At 71.4% G+C, this 21,921-nt stretch carries 21 protein-coding genes and 1 pseudogene; 13 read left to right on the forward strand and 9 right to left on the reverse strand.

Annotated features, from left to right (window positions below; all coding sequences use genetic code 11):
- Window positions 1-2: 2 nt before the first annotated feature.
- Together AC1Q9M_RS00750 and AC1Q9M_RS00755 are read right to left on the reverse strand one after the other, a co-directional pair.
- The gene (locus tag AC1Q9M_RS00750; protein ID WP_382158144.1) at window positions 3-986 is read right to left on the reverse strand and encodes an HlyD family secretion protein; all 984 of its coding nucleotides are present in this window, start codon (window positions 984-986) and stop codon (window positions 3-5) included.
- 4 nt (window positions 987-990) lie between these two features.
- Entirely contained in the window at window positions 991-2,364 is a 1,374-nt protein-coding gene (locus tag AC1Q9M_RS00755; RefSeq protein ID WP_444686507.1) for a TolC family protein, read from the reverse strand.
- Between the two features lie 317 nt (window positions 2,365-2,681).
- On the opposite strand from AC1Q9M_RS00755, the pseudogene AC1Q9M_RS00760 reads away from it, so the two are divergent.
- Window positions 2,682-3,596 (forward strand): annotated as a pseudogene (locus AC1Q9M_RS00760) (bifunctional enoyl-CoA hydratase/phosphate acetyltransferase); the annotation flags it as partial.
- The gene (locus AC1Q9M_RS00765; RefSeq protein ID WP_492431939.1) at window positions 3,593-4,816 is read left to right on the forward strand and encodes an acetate/propionate family kinase; all 1,224 of its coding nucleotides are present in this window, start codon (window positions 3,593-3,595) and stop codon (window positions 4,814-4,816) included. The pseudogene AC1Q9M_RS00760 and the gene AC1Q9M_RS00765, both read left to right, overlap by 4 nt.
- On the opposite strand, the gene AC1Q9M_RS00770 is transcribed toward AC1Q9M_RS00765, so the two are convergent.
- Window positions 4,779-5,942, reverse strand: a complete 1,164-nt coding sequence (locus tag AC1Q9M_RS00770) for an HPP family protein (RefSeq protein ID WP_492431941.1) — start codon at window positions 5,940-5,942, stop codon at window positions 4,779-4,781. The genes AC1Q9M_RS00765 and AC1Q9M_RS00770 overlap by 38 nt on opposite strands.
- Before the next feature lie 147 nt (window positions 5,943-6,089).
- Here AC1Q9M_RS00770 and AC1Q9M_RS00775 point away from each other — a divergent pair, with 147 nt between their 5' ends.
- A complete protein-coding gene (locus AC1Q9M_RS00775; protein ID WP_492431943.1) occupies window positions 6,090-6,512 on the forward strand; it encodes a group III truncated hemoglobin in 423 nt (140 codons plus the stop codon).
- On the forward strand, window positions 6,503-6,949 hold the full coding sequence (locus AC1Q9M_RS00780) for an RrF2 family transcriptional regulator (RefSeq protein WP_492431945.1): 447 nt from the start codon (window positions 6,503-6,505) through the stop codon (window positions 6,947-6,949). The genes AC1Q9M_RS00775 and AC1Q9M_RS00780 overlap by 10 nt, the downstream gene beginning before the upstream one ends.
- Window positions 6,950-6,953: 4 nt before the next feature.
- On the opposite strand, the gene AC1Q9M_RS00785 is transcribed toward AC1Q9M_RS00780, so the two are convergent.
- Genes AC1Q9M_RS00785 through AC1Q9M_RS00800 form a run of 4 tightly spaced genes read right to left on the reverse strand, consistent with a single transcriptional unit; the run spans window position 6,954 to window position 10,366 of the window.
- Entirely contained in the window at window positions 6,954-7,580 is a 627-nt protein-coding gene (locus AC1Q9M_RS00785; protein ID WP_382158155.1) for a flavin reductase family protein, read from the reverse strand.
- Between the two features lie 24 nt (window positions 7,581-7,604).
- A complete protein-coding gene (locus tag AC1Q9M_RS00790) occupies window positions 7,605-8,597 on the reverse strand; it encodes an NAD(P)-dependent oxidoreductase (RefSeq protein WP_492431948.1) in 993 nt (330 codons plus the stop codon).
- 27 nt (window positions 8,598-8,624) lie between these two features.
- A complete protein-coding gene (locus AC1Q9M_RS00795) occupies window positions 8,625-9,497 on the reverse strand; it encodes an amidohydrolase family protein (RefSeq protein WP_382158159.1) in 873 nt (290 codons plus the stop codon).
- A complete protein-coding gene (locus tag AC1Q9M_RS00800; protein ID WP_492431950.1) occupies window positions 9,494-10,366 on the reverse strand; it encodes a cupin domain-containing protein in 873 nt (290 codons plus the stop codon). The genes AC1Q9M_RS00795 and AC1Q9M_RS00800 overlap by 4 nt, the downstream gene beginning before the upstream one ends.
- Window positions 10,367-10,547: 181 nt before the next feature.
- On the opposite strand from AC1Q9M_RS00800, the gene AC1Q9M_RS00805 reads away from it, so the two are divergent.
- From AC1Q9M_RS00805 to AC1Q9M_RS00820, 4 genes are all read left to right on the forward strand, one after another.
- Window positions 10,548-11,534 (forward strand): Bug family tripartite tricarboxylate transporter substrate binding protein, encoded by a 987-nt coding sequence (locus AC1Q9M_RS00805; RefSeq protein WP_382324660.1) that lies wholly within the window; start codon window positions 10,548-10,550, stop codon window positions 11,532-11,534.
- 6 nt (window positions 11,535-11,540) lie between these two features.
- A complete protein-coding gene (locus AC1Q9M_RS00810) occupies window positions 11,541-12,509 on the forward strand; it encodes a D-2-hydroxyacid dehydrogenase (protein WP_492431952.1) in 969 nt (322 codons plus the stop codon).
- 80 nt (window positions 12,510-12,589) lie between these two features.
- Window positions 12,590-13,408 (forward strand): IclR family transcriptional regulator domain-containing protein, encoded by an 819-nt coding sequence (locus tag AC1Q9M_RS00815; protein ID WP_382324656.1) that lies wholly within the window; start codon window positions 12,590-12,592, stop codon window positions 13,406-13,408.
- Between the two features lie 100 nt (window positions 13,409-13,508).
- Window positions 13,509-14,279: an HpcH/HpaI aldolase family protein gene (locus AC1Q9M_RS00820; protein WP_382324654.1), complete on the forward strand. Its 771-nt coding sequence runs from the start codon at window positions 13,509-13,511 to the stop codon at window positions 14,277-14,279.
- Between the two features lie 4 nt (window positions 14,280-14,283).
- Here AC1Q9M_RS00820 and AC1Q9M_RS00825 read toward each other — a convergent pair whose 3' ends face one another.
- Window positions 14,284-14,901 (reverse strand): FMN-binding negative transcriptional regulator, encoded by a 618-nt coding sequence (locus AC1Q9M_RS00825; RefSeq protein WP_492431955.1) that lies wholly within the window; start codon window positions 14,899-14,901, stop codon window positions 14,284-14,286.
- A 74-nt stretch (window positions 14,902-14,975) separates the two neighbouring features.
- Between AC1Q9M_RS00825 and AC1Q9M_RS00830 the strand changes: the two genes are divergently transcribed.
- The 3 genes from AC1Q9M_RS00830 to AC1Q9M_RS00840 are packed head-to-tail and all read left to right on the forward strand — an operon-like array spanning window position 14,976 to window position 18,730.
- Window positions 14,976-17,201, forward strand: coding sequence for a patatin-like phospholipase family protein (locus tag AC1Q9M_RS00830; protein ID WP_492431957.1), 2,226 nt, complete (start codon window positions 14,976-14,978; stop codon window positions 17,199-17,201).
- A 16-nt stretch (window positions 17,202-17,217) separates the two neighbouring features.
- Window positions 17,218-17,796: a hypothetical protein gene (locus tag AC1Q9M_RS00835; protein WP_444686498.1), complete on the forward strand. Its 579-nt coding sequence runs from the start codon at window positions 17,218-17,220 to the stop codon at window positions 17,794-17,796.
- A gap of 43 nt (window positions 17,797-17,839) precedes the next feature.
- Entirely contained in the window at window positions 17,840-18,730 is an 891-nt protein-coding gene (locus tag AC1Q9M_RS00840; protein ID WP_444686497.1) for a RibD family protein, read from the forward strand.
- 33 nt (window positions 18,731-18,763) lie between these two features.
- Here the strand turns inward: AC1Q9M_RS00840 and AC1Q9M_RS00845 are convergent, their stop codons facing one another.
- Window positions 18,764-19,546 carry an IclR family transcriptional regulator domain-containing protein gene (locus AC1Q9M_RS00845; protein WP_492431960.1) on the reverse strand — a complete coding sequence of 261 codons (783 nt, stop codon included), beginning with the start codon at window positions 19,544-19,546 and terminating at the stop codon, window positions 18,764-18,766.
- A gap of 151 nt (window positions 19,547-19,697) precedes the next feature.
- Between AC1Q9M_RS00845 and pobA the strand changes: the two genes are divergently transcribed.
- Together pobA and AC1Q9M_RS00855 are read left to right on the forward strand one after the other, a co-directional pair.
- The gene (gene pobA, locus AC1Q9M_RS00850) at window positions 19,698-20,888 is read left to right on the forward strand and encodes a 4-hydroxybenzoate 3-monooxygenase (RefSeq protein WP_382158181.1); all 1,191 of its coding nucleotides are present in this window, start codon (window positions 19,698-19,700) and stop codon (window positions 20,886-20,888) included.
- Between the two features lie 104 nt (window positions 20,889-20,992).
- Window positions 20,993-21,904: a CoA transferase gene (locus AC1Q9M_RS00855; protein ID WP_492431962.1), complete on the forward strand. Its 912-nt coding sequence runs from the start codon at window positions 20,993-20,995 to the stop codon at window positions 21,902-21,904.
- Window positions 21,905-21,921 lie beyond the last annotated feature (17 nt).

Raw genomic sequence — 21,921 nt, forward strand, 5'->3', positions numbered from 1 at the left:
GCTCAGGGTGCGGGGAAGACCACGCTCATGCCCGGTCGCAGCTGCGCCACCGGACTGGCTGGGCGCAGCCGGATCTCGAAGGTGCGCAGATCGGTCCCACCCGGTCGCGCGGCGCGCCAGGTGGCGAAGTCGGGCAGCACGCCCACCGACGACACCACCAGTTCGATGCTGCGCCGCAGCGCCGGCACCTCGGCGGTGTGCCGGCTGCCCACCGCATAGTCCGCCATCGCGTCCTCGCGCACCTGCAGCACCGCCCACACGTCCTGCAGGTTGACCAGGGTGATCACCGGGAAGCCCTGCGGTGCGATCTCGCCGGGCTGGATCTGGATCTTGCTCACGTCACCGGCGGCGGGCGCCGTGATGCGCGTCTCGGCCAGCGCCACCTCCGCTTCCGACAGCACGCCGCCGACCTGCTGGGCCTGGTACTGGGCGGCCGCCTTGTCTTCCGGGCGCGCGCCCTTGCGCGCCATCTCGTACTGCGCCCGCGCCGCATCGGCCTGCTGCTGGGCCGCCCGCCACTGGGCCAGGGCTTCGTCGCGCTTCTGCCCGGACAGGATGCCCTCGGCGAACATGGTCTGCACCCGGTCGTGGGTGGTCTTGGCCAGTTGCGCGCCGGTCTTGGCGCGCTCCCAGTTCAGGCGCGCGGCCTCGACCTCCTCCGGCCGCGCACCGGCATTGGCCTTGGCGGCCACGGCCGAGGCCGCCGCCTCGGCGGCGCGCGCCTGGGCGATCTTGGCGGCCACTTCCGGGCTGTCGAGTTCGAACAGCAGATCGCCGGCCTTCACGGTCTGCCCCAGGTGCACATGCACCGTGCCGACGCGGCCAGGCACCTTGGACGACACATTGATCTCCTGCGCCTCGATCTGGCCCTGCAGCGGCAGCGGCTGCGGCGTGAAGGCCTTCCACAGCCCCCACGCGAGGAAGGCGACGACGGCCACACCGAGGATGGCGAGAAGGACGCGCTGGACTTGGGAGGGCATGGGCATGGGCTTACTCGGCTGGGGGAGCGATCTTGATGTCGGCGTTCTGCGCGAATTCGGCCAGGCGCTGGGGTTGGCCGCTGGCCTCCAGCAGGCGGGCCAGGGCCATGACGTAGTCGTAGGCGGCCTGCACGCGCTCGGTGTCCACCTTGAGCAGGTTCAGGCGCGCATCGGTCAGGTCCAGCGAGGTGCTCTGGCTCTGCTGGAACGACACCGTCTGCAGGCGCAGGTTCTCGCGGGCCAGGCGGATGGTCGAGTCCATGGACAGGAACTGCGCGCGCGCATTCTGCAAGGCCCGCCACTGGCTCTCGATCAGGGTCGGCACGTCGCGCTGCGCCTGCTCCTCCAGGGCGCTCACGCGCTGTTGATCAAGGATGGCGGCCTCCTTCATCTTGCCCCGGTCGATGCGGTCGATCAGTGGCACCGACACCAGGATGCCCACCGCCCAGTTGGGCTGCACCAGCTTGTCGCTGCTGCGGTTGAAGTTGTAGTTGCCGATCGCCAGCACCGTCGGCAGCTGGCCGCCGGTCTGCAGCTTCAGGGCCTGGTCGGCCTGAGTCCGCTTGCTCGCGATCTTGTCCCAGGCGGGGTTGTGGGCGAGCCCCGCGTCGATGAAGGACTGCAGCGTGCCCACCGATGCCGAGTTGACGAACAGCGGCGTGGTCAGCGGCGCGGGCGAGGCCGCGCCCAGCAGGCGCGTCAACGCCACCTGCGCGATCTCGAGGTCGCTCTGCGACCTGGCCAGGTCGCGCCGCGCGCCGTCGAGCGCCACGTCGGCCTTGAGCCGCTCGGCGGTCGCGATCAGGCCGGTCGCCTCCAGGCGCTGCGCGGCGCGCTGGTGGTCGGCGATGCCCTTGGCCGCCGCGCTGCGCAACTGCACCGCGTGCGTGGCGAGCTGCAGCGAGAAATACCGCTGGGCGACGGTGGTCGACATCTTGTCTTCGACGTCCCGGGCCTCGGCCCGGGCCTCGTCGGCCTTGCCCGCTTCCAGCCCATGGATGGCTTCGAGCCGGCCGCCGGTGTAGATCGGCCAGTTGGCGCTCAGGCCCAGGGAATGCAGGTTGAAGGTGCGGTTCACCGACACCGCGTTGGGAATGGGCGGAATGGACAGGCCGCCGGGCACGACCGACCCCAGCGAGCCCGCGGCATTGGCCAGCGGCGAGGTGTCGAGGTTGAAGGTGGTGGCGACCCGGCCCGAAAAGCCCGAGAGCGACAGGGCCGGGCCCCCCAGGTGGGCCAAGGCCTCGGCCTTGAGGTCTTTGGCCTGCACGTCCATGCGCGCGTTGCGCACCTGGCCGGACGCCTCCTGCGCCTGTTGCAGGGCCTGCGCATAGTCCAGCCCCTGCGCCAAGGCCGGTGCGCTCAGCGCGAGCAGAGCGGCCACGGAAACAAGGCTTCGCCAGTGGCGTGAAAAAGGCTTGGTCATCGGGACATTTCGCAGCGATGAAGGCATGTTGGACTGGCTGTAGAAAGTACCGGTGCCGCCCGTTGTTCCCTGCGAGAACACCCCACCCAGGCGGCGAAACGAACATACCACAGCCACCCCGCTGGCGGCCTCGATGCCCTCGGGTGGCATTAGGGAGGTGCCTCCATGGCGGGAGCGCATGCCATCATCGCCATGGCCCCGCCTTCCCGCACCAGGACCCGCCTGACATGAAGCTCCCCGACACCCCGCCAGCCCACGGCGTGCAACTCACCCCCGAAGGCCTGCCCCGCCTGCTGGCACAGGCCGGCGCGCTCGGTGCCATCCGCGTCGCGGTGGTGCACCCCTGCGACGAACTCAGCCTGCGAGGCGCGCTCGATGCGCGAGACGCCGGCCTGATCGAGCCGGTGCTGGTCGCGCCGCGAGCGCGGCTGGAAGAGCTGGCCGCGCAAGCCGGCCTGAACCTCTCGGGCCTGGGCATCGAGGACGTGCCGCACAGCCACGCGGCGGCCGCGCGCGCCGCCGAACTGGCCGGGCGCGGCGAGGTCGAGGCGCTCATGAAGGGCAGTCTGCACACCGACGAACTGCTCGGTGCCGTGCTGCCCGCCTCGGCCGGCCTGCGCACCAAGCGCCGCCTGAGCCACTGCTACCTGATGCAGACGCCCGCCTACCCCCGGCCCTTCATCATCACCGACGCGGCCATCCACATCGCGCCCACCCTGGAGGAAAAGGCCGACATCGTGCGCAACGCGATCGAACTCGCCCACACCATCGGCGTGGCGCAGCCGCGCGTGGCCATCCTCGCCGCGGTGGAGACCATCAACCCGCGCATGCCCGCCACGCTGGACGCCGCCGCCCTGTGCAAGATGGCCGACCGCCGCCAGATCACCGGCGCCCTGCTCGATGGCCCGCTGGCCTTCGACAACGCCATCTCGCCCGAGGCCGCGCGCGTCAAAGGCATCGATTCGCCCGTGGCCGGCCGTGCCGACGTGCTGGTCATGCCCGACCTGGAAAGCGGCAACATGCTCGCCAAGCAGCTCGAGTTCATGGGCCATGCGGCCAGCGCCGGCATCGCCATCGGCGCGCGCGTGCCCATCGTGCTCACCAGCCGCGCCGATTCGCGCGCCACGCGCCTGGCCTCGTGCGCCATCGCGGTGCTGCTGGCGCACCGCTACCGGGCCAGCCGACCATGAGCGGCATGGTGCTCGTGCTCAACGCGGGTTCGTCCAGCATCAAGTTCGCCATCTTCGACGCCAGCGGCCCCACCGTGCCGCGCGAGCCGGCCTGGAAAGGCCAGGTGCGCGGCATCGGCGGGCCGCGGCCCACCACCGCCGACACCGACACCCCCGAGACCGCGCTGGCACTGGACCCCGCACAGCCCTACCACGAGGCCCTGGCGCACATCCTGCGCCGCGTGCGCGCCCACCTGGGCGCCACGCCACTGCGCGCGGTGGCGCACCGCGTGGTGCACGGCGGCCGCCAGTACTTCGACCCGGTGCGCGTGGACGCGGCCGTGCTGGCCGATCTTCAAAGCTACATCCCGCTGGCGCCGCTGCACCAGCCCTTCGCGCTCGACGCGATCCAGGTGCTGCTGGCCAGCGACCCGCGGCTGCCGCAGGTGGCCTGCTTCGACACCGCCTTCCACCACACCCTGCCCCAGGTCGAGCAGATGCTGCCCCTGCCCTACGCGGCCTGGGAACGGGGTCTGCGGCGCTATGGCTTTCACGGCCTGTCCTACGAGTACCTCTCGGTGGCGCTGCCCGAGCGGTATGGCGCGCTGGCCCAAGGCCGGGTGATCGCCGCGCACCTGGGCAGCGGCGCCAGCCTGTGCGGGCTGCAGGGCCTGCGCAGCGTGGCCACCACCATGGGGTTCTCGGCGCTGGACGGCCTGATGATGGGCACGCGCACCGGCTCGCTCGATCCCGGCGCGGTGATCTACCTGATGGAGATCGAGAAGCTCAGTCTGGAAGACGTGGGCCGCGTGCTGTACCACGAGTCGGGCCTGCTCGGCGTGTCGGGCGTGTCGTCCGAGCCGCGCCGCCTGTTCGCCGAGGAAGGCCGCGACGACCTCACCGGCGAACGCGTGCGCGCCGCGCTGGCGCTCTACGTGCGGCGCATCGTGCGCGAGATCGGCGCGCTGGTGGCCGTGCTCGGCGGCCTGGATCTGCTGGTGTTCACGGCCGGCGTGGGCGAGCACAGCGCCGAGATGCGCCGCCGCATCTGCCGCGACCTGGGCTTCCTGGGTCTGGCCCTGGACGAGGCGGCCAACGAAGCCAACGCCGCGCTCATCTCCGCACCCGGTGGCGCGGTGGCGGTGGCCGTCGAGCCGACCAACGAGGAATGGATCGCCGCGCGGCACGCCGCCGCGCTGATGCTCAGTCCGCCGGCCGCGCCACCCGGTGCAGCGCCCTGACCAGGTCCGACTCGGTGATGATGCCGGCCAGCCGGCGCTCCGTGTCGATGATGGGAATGTGGTGGTGCCCGCCTTCCGAGAACAGCGGCACCAGCTCGCTCACGTGCCGGTGGATGCTGGCCACACGCACCTCGCGCGTCATCAGCTGGCCCACCACCTCCGGTTTGTCCGAATGCACCGTGCCGCTGCGCCGCATCAGCGCGCGGAAGCGGTCGCCGATGCCCTCGTGCCGGTCCAGCTCGGCGTGCCGCATGAAGTCCGACACCGTCACGATGCCCACGATGCGCCGCGCCCGGTCCACCACCGGCAGCGCCTTGATGCGGTGCTGGCGCATCAGGCCCCAGGCCTCGCGCAACGGGGTGCCGAAGGACACCGCGATCGGCTCGGGCGTCATGATGTCGCCGCAGCGCAGGCTGCCGAAGTTGCGCTGGTAGGCCGCCGACTCCGCGTGGTGCAGCAGCTCCTCCAGGTCGTCGCGGCTCACGTCCAGCACCTGGTTGTAGTGCGCCAGTGCCGCGTCCAGGTCGGCCGCGCTGAAGCGGGCCGGCGCGGCGGTCGGCTCGTGCGTGGCCCGCACCTGGGCGTGCGGGTAGCGCCGCCCGCTCAGGCTGTTGTAGACCACGCCCGCCACCACCAGCAGCAGCGAGTTCACGAACATCGGGAAAGCCGCGAAATGAAAGCCCACCGCGCCCAAGGAGGTCAGCAGCGCGGTCGCGCCGCCCGGCGGGTGCAGGCAGCGCAGCGCGAACATGAGCGCGATCGCCGCCGCCACGGCCAGCGCCGCCGCCCAGGCCGGGTCGGGCACCAGCATGGCGCAGGCCGCGCCCACCAGTGCCGAGAGCGTGTTGCCGCCCACCACCGACCAGGGCTGCGCCATCGGGCTCGCGGGCAGCGCGAACACCAGCACGGCACTCGCGCCCAGCGGCGCGACCAGCCAGGGACCCATGGCATTCGCCCCCGCCCACCAGCGGCTCACCAGGGCCGTGAACAGGATGCCCAGGCCCGCCCCTGCCACGCTGCGCCAGCGCTCGTGGGCATCGACGCGCACCGGCGCCGGCCAGAACGCCGCGAGGAAACGGATGGCGCCTTCGAAGCGCGCGACGGGAGGCTGGCCATCGGGGTTCAATCGGGTCTCCGGAAGTCTTGAGATGGATCAAGGAAGCGCCGCTTTGGCGGCCCTGGCGCACGCGGGGGTGCCCGATCTCCCATAAGATTGATTCTAGATGGATCTTTTTGCGCGCCGAGGGTGCGGGGTCCGTGCACGGGAAACATCATGGGCGTCATGGCGGTCTGCACCGAGGAAGAGGTTTCGAGCATGGTCCATGCGTTCTACGCGCGGGTGCGGCGCGACGAGGTGCTCGGCCCCATCTTCAACGCCCACATCCACGACTGGGACAACCACCTCGCGCAGCTGGTGGACTTCTGGTCCTCCATCCTGCGCCGCACCGGCCGCTTCACCGGCGCGCCCATGCCGCGCCACGCGGCCCTGCCCGGTCTCACCCAGGCCCTGTTCCAGCGTTGGCTGGCCCTCTTTCGCGAGACCACCGGCGCCCTGCCCAACCGCGCCATGGGCGAGCAGGCCTTCGCCATGGCGCAGCGCATCGCGCAAAGCCTCTGGTACGGCTACCAGCTGAGCAACAGCCCGGACGAGGTGCCCGCCGACCTCGTGCTCGACGGAGGCCCGCCGTGCGCCTGACCACCATGACCGACTACGCCCTGCGGCTGCTGATGTACCTCGCGCAGCAGCCGGATCGCCTGTGCACCATCGCCGAGGCCGCGCAGGCCCATGGCATCTCCGAAGCCCACCTCATGAAGGTCACGCACCACCTCGGTCTGCTGGGCTGGATCGAGACCGTGCGCGGCAAGGGCGGCGGCATGCGGCTGGCCCGCGCCCCGCACGAGATCGGTCTGGGCGAGGTGGTGCGTGACATGGAGCCCGACTTCCACCTCGTCGAGTGTTTCTCCAGCGGCAACACCTGCGTGCGCACGGGCGATTGCGCCCTGACCGGCGTGTTGCACAGCGCCCTGCAGGATTTCCTGGCGCGGCTCGACGGCGTCACGCTGGCCGACATCGTGCCCACGCGGCCCCTGCCGGCCACCCGCGTCGCGGTGCACCGCGTGGCGGTGCGCTGAGGCCTCAGGCCCGGGGCGGGTTGGGCCGGCCCAGCTCGACGATGGGCCCGGTGGAGGCGTACTGGTTGCCGCCCAGGCGCGTGAGCGGGCGGGTGCGCACCACGTCGAAGCGCCCGCTGGGCTCGATGAACTGGTCGTCCAGGTGCAGCGCCACCACGCGGCCGAACACCACGTTGCTGAAGGTGTCGCCGGGGCCGACGGGCTCGATGTTCACGATCTGCAGCAGCTGGCATTCCATGCAGGCGGGCGAGGCCGCCACGCGCGGTGGCCGCACCTTGTGGCTGGCGGCTTTCTCGAGGCCGGCGATCTCGAACTCGTCGGTGCCGTGAGGCGCGTTGAACGAGGACAGGTTCATCTGCTCGCGCAGGTCCCAGGTGACGAGGTTGGTGACGAACTCGCCCGTGGCGCGCACGTTGGCGATGGTGTCCTTCACCTCGCGGTCGTCGGGCGCGTTGCACGAGAACATGACCACCGGTGGCGCGGTGGACACCAGGTTGAAGTGCGAGAACGGCGCGAGGTTGACGCGGCCGTCCGCGCTCACGGTGCTGATCCAGCCGATGGGCCGGGGCGCGACGATGGCGTTGAAGAGGGAGCGCTTGAAGTCGGTCGCGGTGTCGAGGTCGATGTACATGTCAGAAGAATTCCGGGAAAAGAGTCAGGGCGTGGCGTTGACGATGGCGGCGCCCGCTTCACCGCGCACCACCTTCGCGAGGTTGTCGGCAGCCTGCTGGCGGCGGCCGAAGAAGCCCTCCCAGGTCCACGAGGCCACGTGCGGCGTGTTCAGCACGCGCGGGTGGGCGAGCAAGGGGTCGTCGCGCGCCGGGGGTTCGGGGTCGAACACGTCGAAGGCCGCGCCGGCCAGCGTGCCGGCGTCCAGCGCGGCGATCAGCGCCAGCGCATCCACCAGCGTGGCGCGCGCCGTGTTGATCAGCACGGCGCCGGGCTTCAGGCGCGCCAGCGCCGCCGCATCGAGCAGCGGGCGGTCGCCGGGCAAGGCCGGGCAATGCAGCGACACCGCATCGCTCTGCGCCAGCAGCTCGTCCATGCCCACGGCTTGCACGCCCGCGGGCAGGTCGCGGGCCAGCGGGTCGTGCACCAGCACGCGCACGTTCCAGCCCGCCACGCGCTGCGCCAGCGCGCGGCCGATGCGGCCAAAGCCCACGATGCCCAGCGTGCTGCCGTCAAGCCCGCCGGCGAACACCTGGGGGCTGCGCCAGCCGCCGCCCTGCAGGTAGCCGCGGGTCCACACATGCAGCTGCTTGCGCAGCGCCAGCAGCAGGGTCATGGCGTGCTCGGCCACCGCCACGGAGTCGTTGCCGCCGGGCGTGTTGCAGACGGCAATGCCCAGGTCGCTCGCGGCCGCCACGTCCACCGTGTCCACACCGACGCCGATCTTGCTGATCACCCTGAGGCCGGGCAAGGCGGCCATCACCTCGCGCGTGACGCGGATGCCGCCGGAAATCAGCACGCCCTGGCACCCCTGGGCGTCGGCGATGAAGTCGGCCTCCAGGTGGCGGCGGTAGCCGGGGTCGTGGTTGGGCTTGCCCAGGCGCACGTCGAAGCCTTGCTCGCGCAGCCAGGGAATGCTGGGGTCGTCGGGCATCACGCGTTCCCAGATCAGGACGGGTTCGTTTCGTTGGGCGTTCATCAGGCGGGGTCTTCTCGGGAAGGGGGATCAGGCGTCGGGGAAACCGAACACGCGGGCGGGGTTGTGGACCAGGATCTGCTCGCGCAGGGCCGCGTCGGGCACGGCGCGCGCGAGCAGCTCGACCAGGTCGGCGTCGTTGGGCATGGTGGTCGTGGCCACGTCGTACAGCGGGTGCGGCCAGTCGGTGGCCCACAGCATGCGCCAGGGGTTGAGGGCGACCACCCGGCGGATCAACTCGACCGCGTCGTCGTAAGGCGGTGCGAAGCGGTGGTCCACGCGCGAAACCTTCACCCACCAGTGGCCGCGCGTGACGGCCTCGCGCAGGAAGCGGAAGCCCTCGCCGTCGAGGTCGCCCGGGTTCAGGTAGGCCAGATGGTCCACCACCACCTCGGCGCGGATGTCCAGCAGCAGGCGCGCGTGCGCCGCCAGTTCGTCGGCGGTGGCGTGCAGCGAGATGCTCCAGCCCAGGGCCTCGGCCCGGCGCACCTGGCGGCGGAAGGCCGTGGTGTCGAAGGCCGCGCCGAAGCGCGAGAGGATGTTGAAGCGCGCGCTGCGCACACCCGCCGCATGCAGCTCTTCGCAGGCCGCGTCGGACACGCTGTCGTCGAGCAGGGCCACGCCCCGGTAGCGCGCCGGGTCCGCGCGCAAGGCGGTGAGCAGCACCGCGTGGTCGTTGCCGTACACCGAGGGCTGCACCAGCACCGCGCGCTGCACGCCCAGCCGCTCGTGCAGTGTGCGCAGCTCGTCGAGCCAGGCCACCGGCGGCTCGTAGCGGCGGCCGGGCAGCAGCAGGTCCACGCGCGCGGGGTCGAAGACGTGGACCGCGCAGTCGCACGACAGCGGCGGCAGCGCCACCGCCGGCTCGCGCGTGTCGCGCCGCCAACCGTGGTGCGCGTTCACGCGGACTCCGCGCTGGCGCTGTAGTCGCCGGCGTTGTACACCCAGCCGCGCGCGATGAAGTCCTCGCGCGGCGGGCTGAACAGGTCGAGCAGCAGGTGGTGGCCGTCGCCCACGCCCTCGGTGGTGTGCACCAGGTCCACCGGCACCACCACCAGCGAGGGCGATGGCGCAGCCAGGTGCTCGTCGTCGCGCCAGAGGTTGGCGTCCTTGCCCCAGTTCACCCGCAGGTGGTGGACGAAATTCCCCGCCAGCGCGAGCGAGCCTTGCTCCAGGTCGCCGTGGCTGTGCGGGCTCAAGGCCTTGCGGTCGCGCACGCCGTGGTACGACACCCAGTTGATGCTCAGCGTGTCGGTCTGCAGCATCTTCAGGCGCGGGTTGTCGGCCGGTGCCGGCACCTGGGCCATGTCGAACACCTGCACCAGCGGCGCGCCGGGCTTGCGGCAAAAGGGGCGGCCGGTGGGCTTGATGCGCGCGTCCGGCTCGGCATACGCAGCCTCGTTGAGCACCGTGGCGGGCTCGATGTCGGGACGGTTCGAGGCGATCACCGCGCAGGTGCCGGGCGCGGCGAGCCGCACGCTGGAGCGGCCGGCGGCCAGCACGCACACGCTGCCCGCGTTGGGCACCACCACGCTGGGCCCCTGCCCGGCTGGCGAGATGACCGCGCCCGCATCGGGAAAGACCAGCAGCATCTCGGCCGTGCTCTCGACGTCGAAGGGCTCGGTGCCTGCCTCGATCCACTCCACGATGAGGTTCTGCGCGCGCATGCGCCGGTGGCGGTTGCCCGCGACAGTGAGCGCGGGATGGTCGAGAAAGGCCGCGAAGCTGCGCGGACGGACACCGGGGGACGAAGGAGCGGGCGTGGATGGCATGAAGGGTGCGTGGAATGGATCGGGAATGCGGTGATCATCACCCGGTCCGCACCCGCGAGGCAATGCGAACGCGGCCGTTTTCTGCCTGCCGGAAAGCAGGCCGAGTTTCGTTGACACCCCTGGAGCCACTCGGGAATCATCGATCCATTCCCCTTTCTTCCATCGAGACCCGGAGACATTCATGACATCAGTTCAACGTTCCCTGCTCGGCGCGCTGGCCGGCGCCGCCCTCGCGCTGGGCACCGCCACCGCGCACGCCCAGGCGGACGACTTCCCCAACAAGCCCGTGCGCCTCGTGGTGCCCTTCGCCGCGGGCGGCACCATGGACCTGTTCGGCCGCCTCGTGGGCGGTGAAATGGCCAAGGCCCTGGGCCAGACGGTGGTGGTGGAAAACATGCCCGGCGCCGGCGGCTCCATCGCCACCGGCAACGTGGCGCGCTCCGCGCCCGACGGTTATTCGATCTGCTTCTGCGCCACCGGCAGCACCGTGATCCTGCCGCTGATGGACGCCAAGCTGCCCTACAAGGTCGCCACCGACCTGCCGCCCGTGGGCCACGTGCTGCGCATCGAGCAGACCATCCTCGTCAACGCCGAAAAAGGCGCGCCCAACCTGGCCGCGCTGGTCGGCAAGGCCAAGGGCAAGCCGGGCGGCATGTTCTACGGCACGCCGGGCAACGGCACCTCCAACCACCTGGCCGGCGAGCTGTTCAAGATCGCGGCCGGGCTGGACATCGGCACCGTGCATTACAAGGGCGAGTCCGCCGCCGTGCTGGACCTGCTCACCGGCCAGATCGACTTCATGGTGGCCTCGGTCTCCTTCGCCGACCCACAGGTCAAGTCGGGCAAGCTGCGCATCCTCGCGCTCACCGGCCCCAAGCGCGTCTCCGCCTACCCCGACGTGCCCACCATCGCCGAGTCCGGCTACCCCGGCTACGAAGCCACCACGCAGGTCGGCCTGCACGTCGCCAAGGGCACGCCGCAGGCGCGCATCGACAAGCTCAACGCCGCGATGAACACCGCGCTCAAGAGCAAGGAACTGCTGGACCGCATGGCCGCCAGCGGCGTCTCGCCCGTGGGCGGCACGCCCGACGGCTACGCCGCCTTCCTGCGCCAGGAGAACGACAAGTGGGGCAAGGTGATCAAGCAGGCCGGCATCAAGCTGGAGTAAGCCGACATGCCGACCACCCTGTTGATGCTTCCGCCCCAGATCCCCGCCACCCGCGACTGGGCGCAGCGGCTGGGCGCGGCCCTGCCCGAGCTGAAGATCGTCGTCGCCGAGACCGACGGCGAGGCCCTGGCGGCCATCGGGCAGGCCGACGCCGCCGTGGGCACGCTCACGCCCGCGCTGCTGGCGGCCGCGCCGCGCCTGCGCTGGCTGCACTCGCCGCTGGCCGCACCGCCCTCCGGCTATTTCTTCCCCGAGCTGGTCGACCACAGCCTGACCGTGACCAACGTGCGCGGCATCTTCAACGACCACATCAGCGCGCACATCCTGTCCTTCGTGCTGGCTTTCTCGCGCGCGCTGCACCGCTTCATCCCGCAGCAGCAGCGCGGCGAATGGCTGCAGCCGCCGCGCTACGAGGGCACTGTCTACCTGCCCGAGGCCACCGCGCTGATCGTGGGCGTGGGCGGGATCGGCGCGGAAACCGCGCGCCTGCTCGCGGCCTTCGGCGTGCGCGTGATCGGCACCGACGCGCAGCGCACCTCACCGCCCGAGGGCATGGCCGAGCTGCACCCGGCGCAGGCGCTGGACGGGTTGCTGCCGCGCGCCGATTTCGTCATCGTCACCGTGCCGCACACGCCCGAGACCGAAGGCCTGTTCGACCGCGCGCGCTTGCAGCGCATGAAGCGCGGCGCCTTCTTCATCAACATCGGGCGCGGCATGACCACGCGGCTGGACGACCTGCTCGCCGCGCTGCAGGCCGGCGAGGTGGGCGGCGCCGGGCTGGACGTGTTCGAGCAGGAACCCCTGCCCGCCGGCCACCCGCTGTGGACGCAGCCCGGCGTGTTCATCACGCCGCACGTGGCCATGTGGGGGCCCTATTACAACGAGCGCCGCTACGAGATCCTGCGCGACAACTGCGAACGCTTCCTCGCCGGGCAGGCGCTCGTCAACCGCGTCGACAAGGCGCTGTGGTACTGAGCCGGGGCCGCGCCATGGAGCTCAAGGGTATGATCCGCTCCCCCTCCCGCCCCTGCGGGAGCGGACCGACGACGATGCCCATGGCCGACGACCCCGACGCCTCCGACGACCACCCCAGCGGATCGATCCGGGCCATCTCGCGCGCGCTGCAGATCCTGCGGATCATGAACACGCAGCCGACCTGGAGCCTGCACAGCCTGCACCTGCAGACCGCGCTGCCCAAGTCCACCATCTTCCGCATCCTGCACACGCTGCAGCTCGAAGGCTATGTGCGGCTGGAGGGCGGCGTGGGCGTCTACCGGCTCACCGAGAAAATCCTGGAGATGAGCGGCGGCTTCACCGAGAAGTCGCTGCTGGTCGAGGTCGGCTCGCCGCTGGCGCTGCGCCTGACCAAGGCCATCAAGTGGCCGGTGGCGCTGGGCGTGCTCGACGGCGACGCCATCGTGGTGCGCTACAGCGGCATGCCCTACAGCCCGATCGCCGCGCACTCCACCACCATCGGCCGGCGCCTGGGCCTGGCCGACACCGCCATGGGCCGCGCCTACCTGGCGTTCTGCCCGGAAGTGGAGCGCGAGATCCTGTTCGACATGCTGCGCGCCGCGCCCGGCGGCAGCCAGCTCGGCCACGAGGAACTGCTGCTGCAGGAACTCGCGGCCATCCGGCAACATGGCTACGCCGTGCGCCAGCCCAATCCGCAGCGGCGCACCGCCACCCTGGCCACGCCGGTGATGCACCGCACCGAAGTCGTGGGCCTCATGGGCATGACCACCTTCGGCAACCTCATGACACCGGCCACGGTGACGCAGTACGCGCCGCAACTGCAGGCGGCCGCCGCCGCCGTGAGCGAGGCCTACGCCACGCGGCTGCCGCCCAGCCCGGACACCGGCGCGCCTTTCTGACCTGCGGAAAGTCGCGCCGCGGCGCTTGCCGCGCCGGACCGGCACCATGACCATGGCGGCTTGGGCAACAACGCCCGCCATCCACAGGAAACACCGCTCGATGAAAACACGGGGCCACATCCGCCAGCGCGAACTCACACTGGGCACGTTCGTGAAAACCGACTCCCCCCAGATCACCGAGATCCTGGGCACCACCGACCTCGACTTCGTCGTGGTGGACGCCGAGCACGCGCCCTTCGACCGCCTCGCGCTGGACCGCCACATGATGGCCGGGCGCGCCGGCGGCATCCCGGTGCTGGTGCGCATCCCCGACACCGCGCCCGCCACCATCCAGTCCGTGCTCGACCTGGGCGCCGCCGGCCTGCTGGTGCCGCGCGTGGACAGCGCGGCGCAGGCCCGCGAAGTGGTCTCGCGCGCCCGCTACCGCCAGGGCAGCCGGGGCTTTTCCATCTCGCCGCGTTGCGCCGGCTACGGCACGATGCGCATGGCCGATGCGCTGGACGCGGGCGACCAGACGCTGATCCTGTGCCAGATCGAAAGCCCCGACGGCGTCACCGAGGCCTTCGACATCGCCTCCACCCCGGGCGTGGACGGCCTCTTCATCGGCCGTGCCGACCTCGCGCTGTCGATGGGCCTGGACGACAACCGCGCGCCAGCCGTGTCCGAGGCCTGCGATCGCATCATCGGGGCGGCGAAGGCGGCCGGCGTGAGCGCGGCCATGTTCGTGCCCAACGAGGCCGAGGCCCTCGCGTTCCGCGCGCGCGGCATCGACTGCTTCGTGGTCTCGTCCGACCAGTCGCTGCTGCGCCAGGCCACCCAGCAGTTCGCGGCGGCCAGCACCGCGCTGCGCCAGACCGCCGCGCGGCGCTGACGGCTCAGGCCGCCATGCCCAGCCGGCGCATCCAGCCGGCCAGCGCCTGCTCGTCGGCGTTGCCGGCCTGGTAGGCCACCAGCATGGCGGCGTGCGACTCGGGCCGGTGCTGGTTGAGCTTGACCTTGCACTGAAGGTTCGTCACCCGCAGTTCGAAGGCGGTGATGCCCTGCATCAGCTTGTGCTGGAAGTCCTCTTCCAGCCCGCGCCACTGGTCCGCGTAGGCCGGGTCGTGGTCGTGGATCAAGTGCTTGAGCAGGCGGTCCTTGTGGTCGAAGCCGTCCAGCACACGCGCCTGCACCGTGGCGTGCACCGCCAGGTAGTTCCAGGTCGGCACGCGGGCCAGATCGGGGTAGACGCGCGGCGTCATGTAGGCATGCGGCCCGAGAAAAGTCACCACCGCCTGCGGGCGCGCCGCAAGGTAGCGCCCGTGCGGGTTGGGCTTGGCGCAGTGGCCCAGCAGCGTGAGGCCTCCGTCTTCCTCCAGCAGGTGCAGCGGCAGGTGGGTGACGAAGGGCAGGCCCTCGTCGTCGGTGGAGATCAGGCTGGCGAACGGGTGCGCGCGCATCAGCTCCAGGGCGATGGCGGGGTCCTTGGCAGCGAACTGGGGGGGCAGGTACATGGGGCGGCCTCTTGTGGGAACAGATCACTGTAACGCCGGTTCGCTTTCGCCACGCTCGCTCCTATCATCCGTGCATGACCCTGCGCATCGCCTTCGCACTGGTGTGGTCCCTCGCCTGTCTGAACGCCACGGCCCAGACCGGCGGCCCCGTGGCCCCGGGCAGCGGCCCGGCCGCGCAGCGCCCCCGCATCGCCCTGGTGCTCTCGGGCGGCGGCGCCCGGGGCGGCGCGCACATCGGGGTGCTCAAGGTGCTGGAAGAACTGCGGGTGCCGGTCGACATGGTCGTGGGCACCAGCGCCGGCGCCATCGTGGGCGCGGCCTACGCCACCGGGCTGCCGCTGGCCACCATCGAAGAAGAAATGAAGGGCCTGAGCACGGCCACGCTGTTCCACGACGTGGTGCGCGACAACCTGCCGATGCGGCGCAAGGCCGACGACGCGGCCAACTACGTCGGCCCCGAGATGGGTCTGGGCCCGCATGGCCTCTCGCTGCCCAAGGGCGCGGTGGCCGGCGTGGCGCTGGAGGCCGTGCTGCGCCGCCTCACGGCGCGCCAGCGCAGCGTGAACTTCAACCACTTCCCGGTGCCCTTCCGGGCCATCGCCACCGACCTCGCCACCTCCGAGATGGTGGAGCTCGACCACGGCAGCCTCACCCAGGCCGTGCGCGCGAGCATGGCCATCCCGGCCGTCATCAGCCCGGTGGAGCTCGACGGCCGCCTGCTGGTGGACGGTGGCGTCACGCGCAACCTGCCGGTGGACGTGGCGCGCCGCATGGGCGCGGACATCGTGATCGCGGTCAACATCGGCACGCCGCTGCTGCGCCGGGAAGACATCACCTCCCTGCTCTCGGCCTCCGAGCAAATGCTGCGCATCCTCACCACGACCAACGTCGCGCAGTCGCTCAAGGAGTTGGGCCCGCGCGACGTGCTCATCACGCCCGACCTCAGCCGCGTGAGCAGCAGCGACTTCGACCACCTCTCCGACGCCGCCCGGGCCGGTGAGGCCGCCGCGCGCGCGGCCAGCGCGACCCTGGCCGCCCACGGCCTGAGCCCGGCCGAATTCAGCGCGCTGCTGGCAGCGCGCGAGGCGGCGCAGGATCCCGGCGGGCAGCGCATCGACGCCATCCAGGTCAGCGGCACGCAGCGCGTGAACCCGCAGGCCGTGCTCGACGGCATGCAGACCCAGCCCGGCCAGCCGTTCGACGCGAGCCGCGTGGACCAGGACCTGCAACGCCTGTACGGCTGGGGCGACTTCGAGGCGGTGAGCTACACCTTCAGCGAAGAACCCGGCCAGGGCCGCGTGCTCACCGCCCGCGTCACCGAAAAGTCCTGGGGCCCGCACTACCTGCGCTTCGGCCTGGGCCTGTCGTCCGACTTCGCCGGCGGCTCCTTCTTCAACCTGCTGGCCACCCACCGCGCCACCTGGCTCAACCGCCTGGGCGCCGAATGGCGCAACGACATCCAGATCGGCCAGACCGACCGCCTGCGCACCGAGTGGTTCCAACCCCTGCATCCCACGCAACGGTTTTTCGCGGCGGCCCACCTGGGCGGCGAGCGCAGCCCCTTCGAGCTGTTCAGCGACGAGGGCGTGCGCGTGGCGCGCTTCCGGCTGGAGCACTACGGCTACGGCGCCGACCTGGGCCTGCAGCTCGGCACGCAGGGGCAACTGCGCCTCGGGGTGCAGCGCGGCCGCGTGCGCCTGCAGAACGACACCAGCCTGCTGCCGCCCGGCCTGTTCGAGGCCGACGCCGACACCGCCGCCCTGGTGCTGCGCCTGCAACTGGACACGCTGGACAACGTGCGCTTTCCGCGCGCGGGCTACGCGCTGGACGTGAAGCTGCACCAGTCGCAACCGCGCTGGGGCGCGAGCGACGACTACCGCAAACTCTCCGCCGCGTTCCGCACGGCGGTGGGCTTCGGCCGGCACGCGCTGGAGTTCTCCGCGCAGGGCGTGAAAGCCAGCGGCGGCACCCTGCCCGCCTACGAGACCTCCTTCCTGGGCGGCTTCCAGCGCCTCTCGGGCTACAAGACCAACGAGGTCTTCGGCAACGAATTCGTGCTCGGCCGCGTGAGCTACAGCCACCGGCTCACCAACGTGGGCTTCCTCGAGGGAGCCTATGCCGGCGTCTCGCTGGAAGCCGCGCGCATCGGCGACACGGCCTTCGGCCCGCAACGCGAGAAGAGCCGCTACGGCTTCGCCGTCTACCTCGCCATGGACACGCCCCTGGGCCCGGTTTACCTGGCCCTGGGGCGCGGCGACCACCGCCGCCACGCGGCCTACTTCTACCTGGGGCAGCCCTGACCACTGCCATACCGCCATGGACCTCCTGAACCACCCCGCCTTTCAAAGTCTTGTGCTGCCCCTGCTGCTGTGCATCGGCGGCGTGGCGGCCCTGCTGCGCACCACCGGCCCGAACCGGGCCGCGCTCGGCGCAGCCCTGGGCCTGCTGGTGGCGCTGGCCTGGTTTCCCGGTTTCGACTGGCCGGCCACCGCGCGCGCGCAGAAGCTGCCCTGGGTCGCGCTCGCGGGCACGGTGATCGCGGCGCTGCTCCTGTGGCGAGCGGCCCGGGGTCTGCCCACCCCGCGCCCCTGGTGGCGCGGCATCGCCCTGGCCGCCGTACTCACCGTGGCCTGCCTGGGGCTGGCCGCGGCGGCGGGGCTCGGGGGTTCGCTGCTGCTGGCCCAGCTGGCGCTGATGGTGGCGGTGGCCACCGCCGTGCCGGGCCTGTGGTCGTGGTGGCGGCCCTCGTCCGGGCTGTGGATGGCACCGGCCGCCCTGCTGCCCCAGTTGCTGGCCGCGCTGTGGATCGCGGCCGCCCTGCCCATGGCGCCGTGGAACGCCGGGGCCGCCGACACCGCCACCGACGACCTCTACTACACCCCGCAGTGGAAATGACCCCACGCCCCGGGACCCCGCGCTCAATGCGATGATGGCCGCCATGCCATCACCCACGGACGCCACGACCGCCCAGGACATCCCCGCCGACTGGCCCGCGCTCTGGCAACAGATGCTGCAGGCCCGCACCACGGGCCAGGCCGCGCCGCCGCTGCGCTGGTGCGCGCAGCAAGGCTGGCAACTGGCGCCAGTGGGCGACGCGCGCTGCGCCGAGCTGTTCACGCTCTACAAGCCCTTGCTCGATGCGCGCCAGGCCGGGGGCGGCGCGCCCTGGGCCGTGGCCCAGCTCGGCCAGAGCCTGGACGGTTTCGTGGCCACCGTCACCGGCGACTCCTACTACGTGAACGGCCCGCACTGCCTGCTGCACCTGCACCGCCTGCGCGCGCTGTGCGACGCGGTGCTGGTCGGTGCCGGCACGGTCGCCATCGACAACCCGCAGCTCACCACGCGCCGCGTGCCCGGCCCGCAGCCGGTGCGCGTGGTGGTGGACCCGGCCGTGCGGCTGGACGGCCAGTCGCGCGTGTTCCGCGATGCGCAGGCCCCGTCCCTCTGGGTCTGCGACGCGCGGCACGCCGCGCTGGCCCGCGAGCGCCTGGGCAGCGCCCCCGCCGAGGTGCTTGCGGTGGACGGCCTGCTCGACGACAGCGGTGAGGGTTACCGCCCCGCGCTCGTCGCGCGGGCGCTGGCCGCGCGCGGCCAGCGCGTGCTGTTCGTCGAAGGCGGCGGCATGACCGTGTCGCGCTTCTTCACGGCTGGTGTGCTCAGCCGCCTGCACCTCATCATCGCGCCCGTGCTGATCGGCCAGGGCCGGCGCGGCCTGCGCGCGCCCGCGCACGACGTGATGGCCGACTGCCCCCGCCCGCCCACGCGCACCCTGCCGCTGGGCGAGGACATGCTGTGGGACCTGGACCTCAGCGGCTCGAGCCGCGCGTGAAGTCCCACCCGGACAGGGGCATGGTGGGCGCGCTCAGAGCAAGGGCCGCAGCTCGCGCGCCGCGTCCAGCAACAGCGGCAGCAAGTCCTTCTGGAACACCGGTCCCTCGAAACGATCGGGCGCGGCCACCACGTTGAGCGCCGCGACCGTGCGGCCCTGCATGTTGCGCAGCGGCACGGCCAGCGCGAACACACCCAACTCGTGCTCCTCTCGCGCAATGGCCATGTCATCGCTGCGCACTTGCGCGATAACGGCGCGAAAGGCCTTGTGTTCCACGGTGGTGTGCGGCGTCAGCCGGGGCAGCTCGCGGCTCTTGAGCCAGGCGGCGAACTCGGCGCGCGGCAGGCCCGCGAGCAGCACGCGGCCGGTGGAGGTGGCGTGCGCGGGCAGGCGCGCACCGAGGTGCAAGCCATAGGCCATGAGCCGCTGGCCACCCAGCGAAACATTGCGCGCCACGATCACGACCTGGTCGCCGTCGAGCACGGCGGCCGAGTACGACTCGCGCGTCTGCGCCGCGAGCCGGTTCAAGGTGGGCTGCAGCAGGCGCGGCAGGCGCGCCGAAGCCAGGTAGCTGCCCGAGAAGCGCAGCACCTTGGGCGAGAGCCAGTAGTGGCTGCCGTCGGACTCCAGGTAACCGAGGTGCGCCAGGGTCAGCAGGTGCCGGCGCGCCGCGGCGCGCGTGAGACCCGCGCGCTCAGCGGCCTGGGTGGCGTTGAGACGCTGGCGCTCGGTGTCGAAGCTCTCCAGCACCGCCATGCCCTTGGCCATGCCTTCGATGAAATCGGCTTTCGCCATGGGAGGGGGGGCTGTGCTCATGGGTCGATTATGCCCAGGGGCATCCGAATTTGCGCGGTGATCGCGCAAGACTTTCGATCATCGCGCAAAGGCGTCTGCGCACCGTTGCGCTGGCGGGGCCCCGTTTTTAAGCTGCGTTCGTTGCACTTCACGCCATTCCAGGAGACACCCCATGCGAACCCAGGTCGCCATCATCGGCGCCGGCCCCTCCGGCCTGCTGCTCGGACAGCTGCTGCACAAGGCCGGCATCGACAACATCATCGTCGAACGCCAGAGCGGCGAATACGTGCTCGGCCGCATCCGCGCCGGCATCCTCGAGCAGATCACCACCGACCTGCTGCGCGAGGTGGGCGTGGGCGAGCGCCTGGACGCCGAAGGCACGGTGCACCACAGCATCGAATTGGTGTTTGCCGGCACCCGCCATGCCATCGACGTGCACGGCCTGACCGACGGCAAGGTCGTGACCGCCTACGGCCAGACCGAACTCACGCGCGATCTCATGGAGGCGCGCAGCGCCGCCGCGCTGCCCACCGTGTACGAGGCCGCGAACGTGGAGGTGCTGGACTACGACAGCGACCACCCCAAGGTGCGCTACCAGAAGGATGGCCAGACGCACGAGATCGAGTGCGACTTCATCGCCGGCTGCGATGGCTTTCACGGCGTGTGCCGCGCCAGCGTGCCCAAGGGCGCCATCACCGAGTTCGAGAAGGTCTACCCTTTCGGTTGGCTCGGCGTGCTGGCCGATGTGCCACCGGTCTCGCCCCACGCCATCGTCTACGCCAACAGCGAACGCGGCTTCGCCCTGTGTTCCATGCGCAGCCTCACGCGCAGCCGCTACTACGTGCAGTGCCCGCTGGACGACAAGGTCGAGGACTGGAGCGACCAGCGCTTCTGGGATGAGCTGCGCCTGCGGCTCGACCCCGAGATGGCGTCGCGCGTGATCACCGGCCCCACCATCGAGAAGAGCATCGCGCCGCTGCGCAGTTTCGTCGCCGAGCCGATGCGCTTCGGCCGCATGTTCCTCGCGGGCGACGCGGCGCACATCGTGCCGCCCACCGGCGCCAAGGGCCTGAACCTGGCCGCCAGCGACGTCAAGTACCTCTCGGGCGCGTTCATCGAGTACTACAAGGACAAGACCTCCGCCGGCATCGACACCTACTCCGAGCGCTGCCTGCGCCGCGTCTGGAAGGCCGAACGTTTCTCGTGGTGGCTGACCTCGCTGATGCACCGCTTCCCCGACACCGCAGGCTTCGGCCAGAAGATCCAGGAGGCCGAGCTCGACTACGTCGTGAACTCGGTGTCGATGTCGCGCTCGCTGGCCGAGAACTACGTGGGCCTGCCGCTGAACTTCGGCGAACGCTGAACCGCGCACAAGGAAAACGGCGGGCGACGGTGTCGCCCGTTGGCGCTTCTGCGGTCGGACTTGCGGGTACATTGCGGCGACACCCTTTCCACAGACCCGCCGCCATGAGTTCATCCCCCCACCCTGCCCCCGCCCTCCAGCCGCTGCGCGGCGTTCGTGTGCTCAGCCTCGCGCTGAACCTGCCCGGCCCGGCCGCCTTCATGCGCCTCAAGGCCATGGGCGCGCGCTGCGTCAAGGCCGAGCCGCCGGCCCCCAAGGGGGCTCCTGCGGGTACCTCGGGCGACCCCATGGGGCAGTACAACGCCCGGGCCTACGCGACCCTGCACGATGGCATCCGCGTGATCTCGATCGACCTGAAGTCCGAGAAGGGCCAGGCGGCGCTGCACAAGGAACTGGCGCGCACCGACGTGCTGCTCACCTCCTTCCGCCCTTCGGCGCTGGAGAAGCTGCAGCTCGGCTGGAAGGGACTGCACAAGCGCCACCCCGGGCTCTCGGTGGTGGCGATCGTGGGCGCGCCCGGTGCCCGGGCGGAAGAGCCCGGCCACGACCTCACCTACCTCGCGGACGCGGGCCTCGTCACCGGCCTGGACCTGCCGGCCACCCTGTTCGCCGACATGGGGGGCGCGCTCATGGCCAGCGAAGCCGTGCTCAAGGCCGCGCTGGTGCAAAAGACCCAGGGCAAATCCAGCTTCCAGGAGGTCGCGCTGTCGGACGCGGCCGAGTGGCTCGCCCTGCCCCGCACCTGGGGCCTCACCCAGCCCGCCGGCGCGGTGGGCGGCGCCCATGCGGGCTACCGCGTCTACCCCTGCAAGGACGGCCGCGTGGCCGTGGCGGCCCTGGAGCCGCATTTCGCTGCCGCGCTGTGCGCCGCGGCGGGTCTGCCGGCGTCGGACCTGCGCTCGCTGTTCAAGCCGGAGACGCACGCCGCGATCGCGGCCTTCCTTCAGGGCCGCACGCGAAAGCAGCTGGACCGGCTGGCGGTGGAGAAGGACATTCCGCTGCACACGCTGGCCTGACCCCGGCCAGCGAGCGG

It is taken from the genome of Hydrogenophaga sp. GW823-FHT04C09 (assembly GCF_058796355.1).

What these genes read in the sequence shown, in the direction of transcription:
- AC1Q9M_RS00750 (WP_382158144.1), bottom strand. Translation starts at nt 986, where the DNA reads ATGCCCATGCCCTCCCAAGTCCAGCGCGTCCTTCTCGCCATCCTCGGT.
- AC1Q9M_RS00765 (WP_492431939.1), top strand. Translation starts at nt 3,593, where the DNA reads ATGAGCGGCATGGTGCTCGTGCTCAACGCGGGTTCGTCCAGCATCAAG.
- AC1Q9M_RS00775 (WP_492431943.1), top strand. Translation starts at nt 6,090, where the DNA reads ATGGGCGTCATGGCGGTCTGCACCGAGGAAGAGGTTTCGAGCATGGTC.
- AC1Q9M_RS00785 (WP_382158155.1), bottom strand. Translation starts at nt 7,580, where the DNA reads ATGTACATCGACCTCGACACCGCGACCGACTTCAAGCGCTCCCTCTTC.
- AC1Q9M_RS00790 (WP_492431948.1), bottom strand. Translation starts at nt 8,597, where the DNA reads ATGAACGCCCAACGAAACGAACCCGTCCTGATCTGGGAACGCGTGATG.
- AC1Q9M_RS00800 (WP_492431950.1), bottom strand. Translation starts at nt 10,366, where the DNA reads ATGCCATCCACGCCCGCTCCTTCGTCCCCCGGTGTCCGTCCGCGCAGC.
- AC1Q9M_RS00805 (WP_382324660.1), top strand. Translation starts at nt 10,548, where the DNA reads ATGACATCAGTTCAACGTTCCCTGCTCGGCGCGCTGGCCGGCGCCGCC.
- AC1Q9M_RS00810 (WP_492431952.1), top strand. Translation starts at nt 11,541, where the DNA reads ATGCCGACCACCCTGTTGATGCTTCCGCCCCAGATCCCCGCCACCCGC.
- AC1Q9M_RS00815 (WP_382324656.1), top strand. Translation starts at nt 12,590, where the DNA reads ATGGCCGACGACCCCGACGCCTCCGACGACCACCCCAGCGGATCGATC.
- AC1Q9M_RS00820 (WP_382324654.1), top strand. Translation starts at nt 13,509, where the DNA reads ATGAAAACACGGGGCCACATCCGCCAGCGCGAACTCACACTGGGCACG.
- AC1Q9M_RS00825 (WP_492431955.1), bottom strand. Translation starts at nt 14,901, where the DNA reads ATGTACCTGCCCCCCCAGTTCGCTGCCAAGGACCCCGCCATCGCCCTG.
- AC1Q9M_RS00830 (WP_492431957.1), top strand. Translation starts at nt 14,976, where the DNA reads ATGACCCTGCGCATCGCCTTCGCACTGGTGTGGTCCCTCGCCTGTCTG.
- AC1Q9M_RS00835 (WP_444686498.1), top strand. Translation starts at nt 17,218, where the DNA reads ATGGACCTCCTGAACCACCCCGCCTTTCAAAGTCTTGTGCTGCCCCTG.
- AC1Q9M_RS00840 (WP_444686497.1), top strand. Translation starts at nt 17,840, where the DNA reads ATGCCATCACCCACGGACGCCACGACCGCCCAGGACATCCCCGCCGAC.
- AC1Q9M_RS00845 (WP_492431960.1), bottom strand. Translation starts at nt 19,546, where the DNA reads ATGAGCACAGCCCCCCCTCCCATGGCGAAAGCCGATTTCATCGAAGGC.
- pobA (WP_382158181.1), top strand. Translation starts at nt 19,698, where the DNA reads ATGCGAACCCAGGTCGCCATCATCGGCGCCGGCCCCTCCGGCCTGCTG.
- AC1Q9M_RS00855 (WP_492431962.1), top strand. Translation starts at nt 20,993, where the DNA reads ATGAGTTCATCCCCCCACCCTGCCCCCGCCCTCCAGCCGCTGCGCGGC.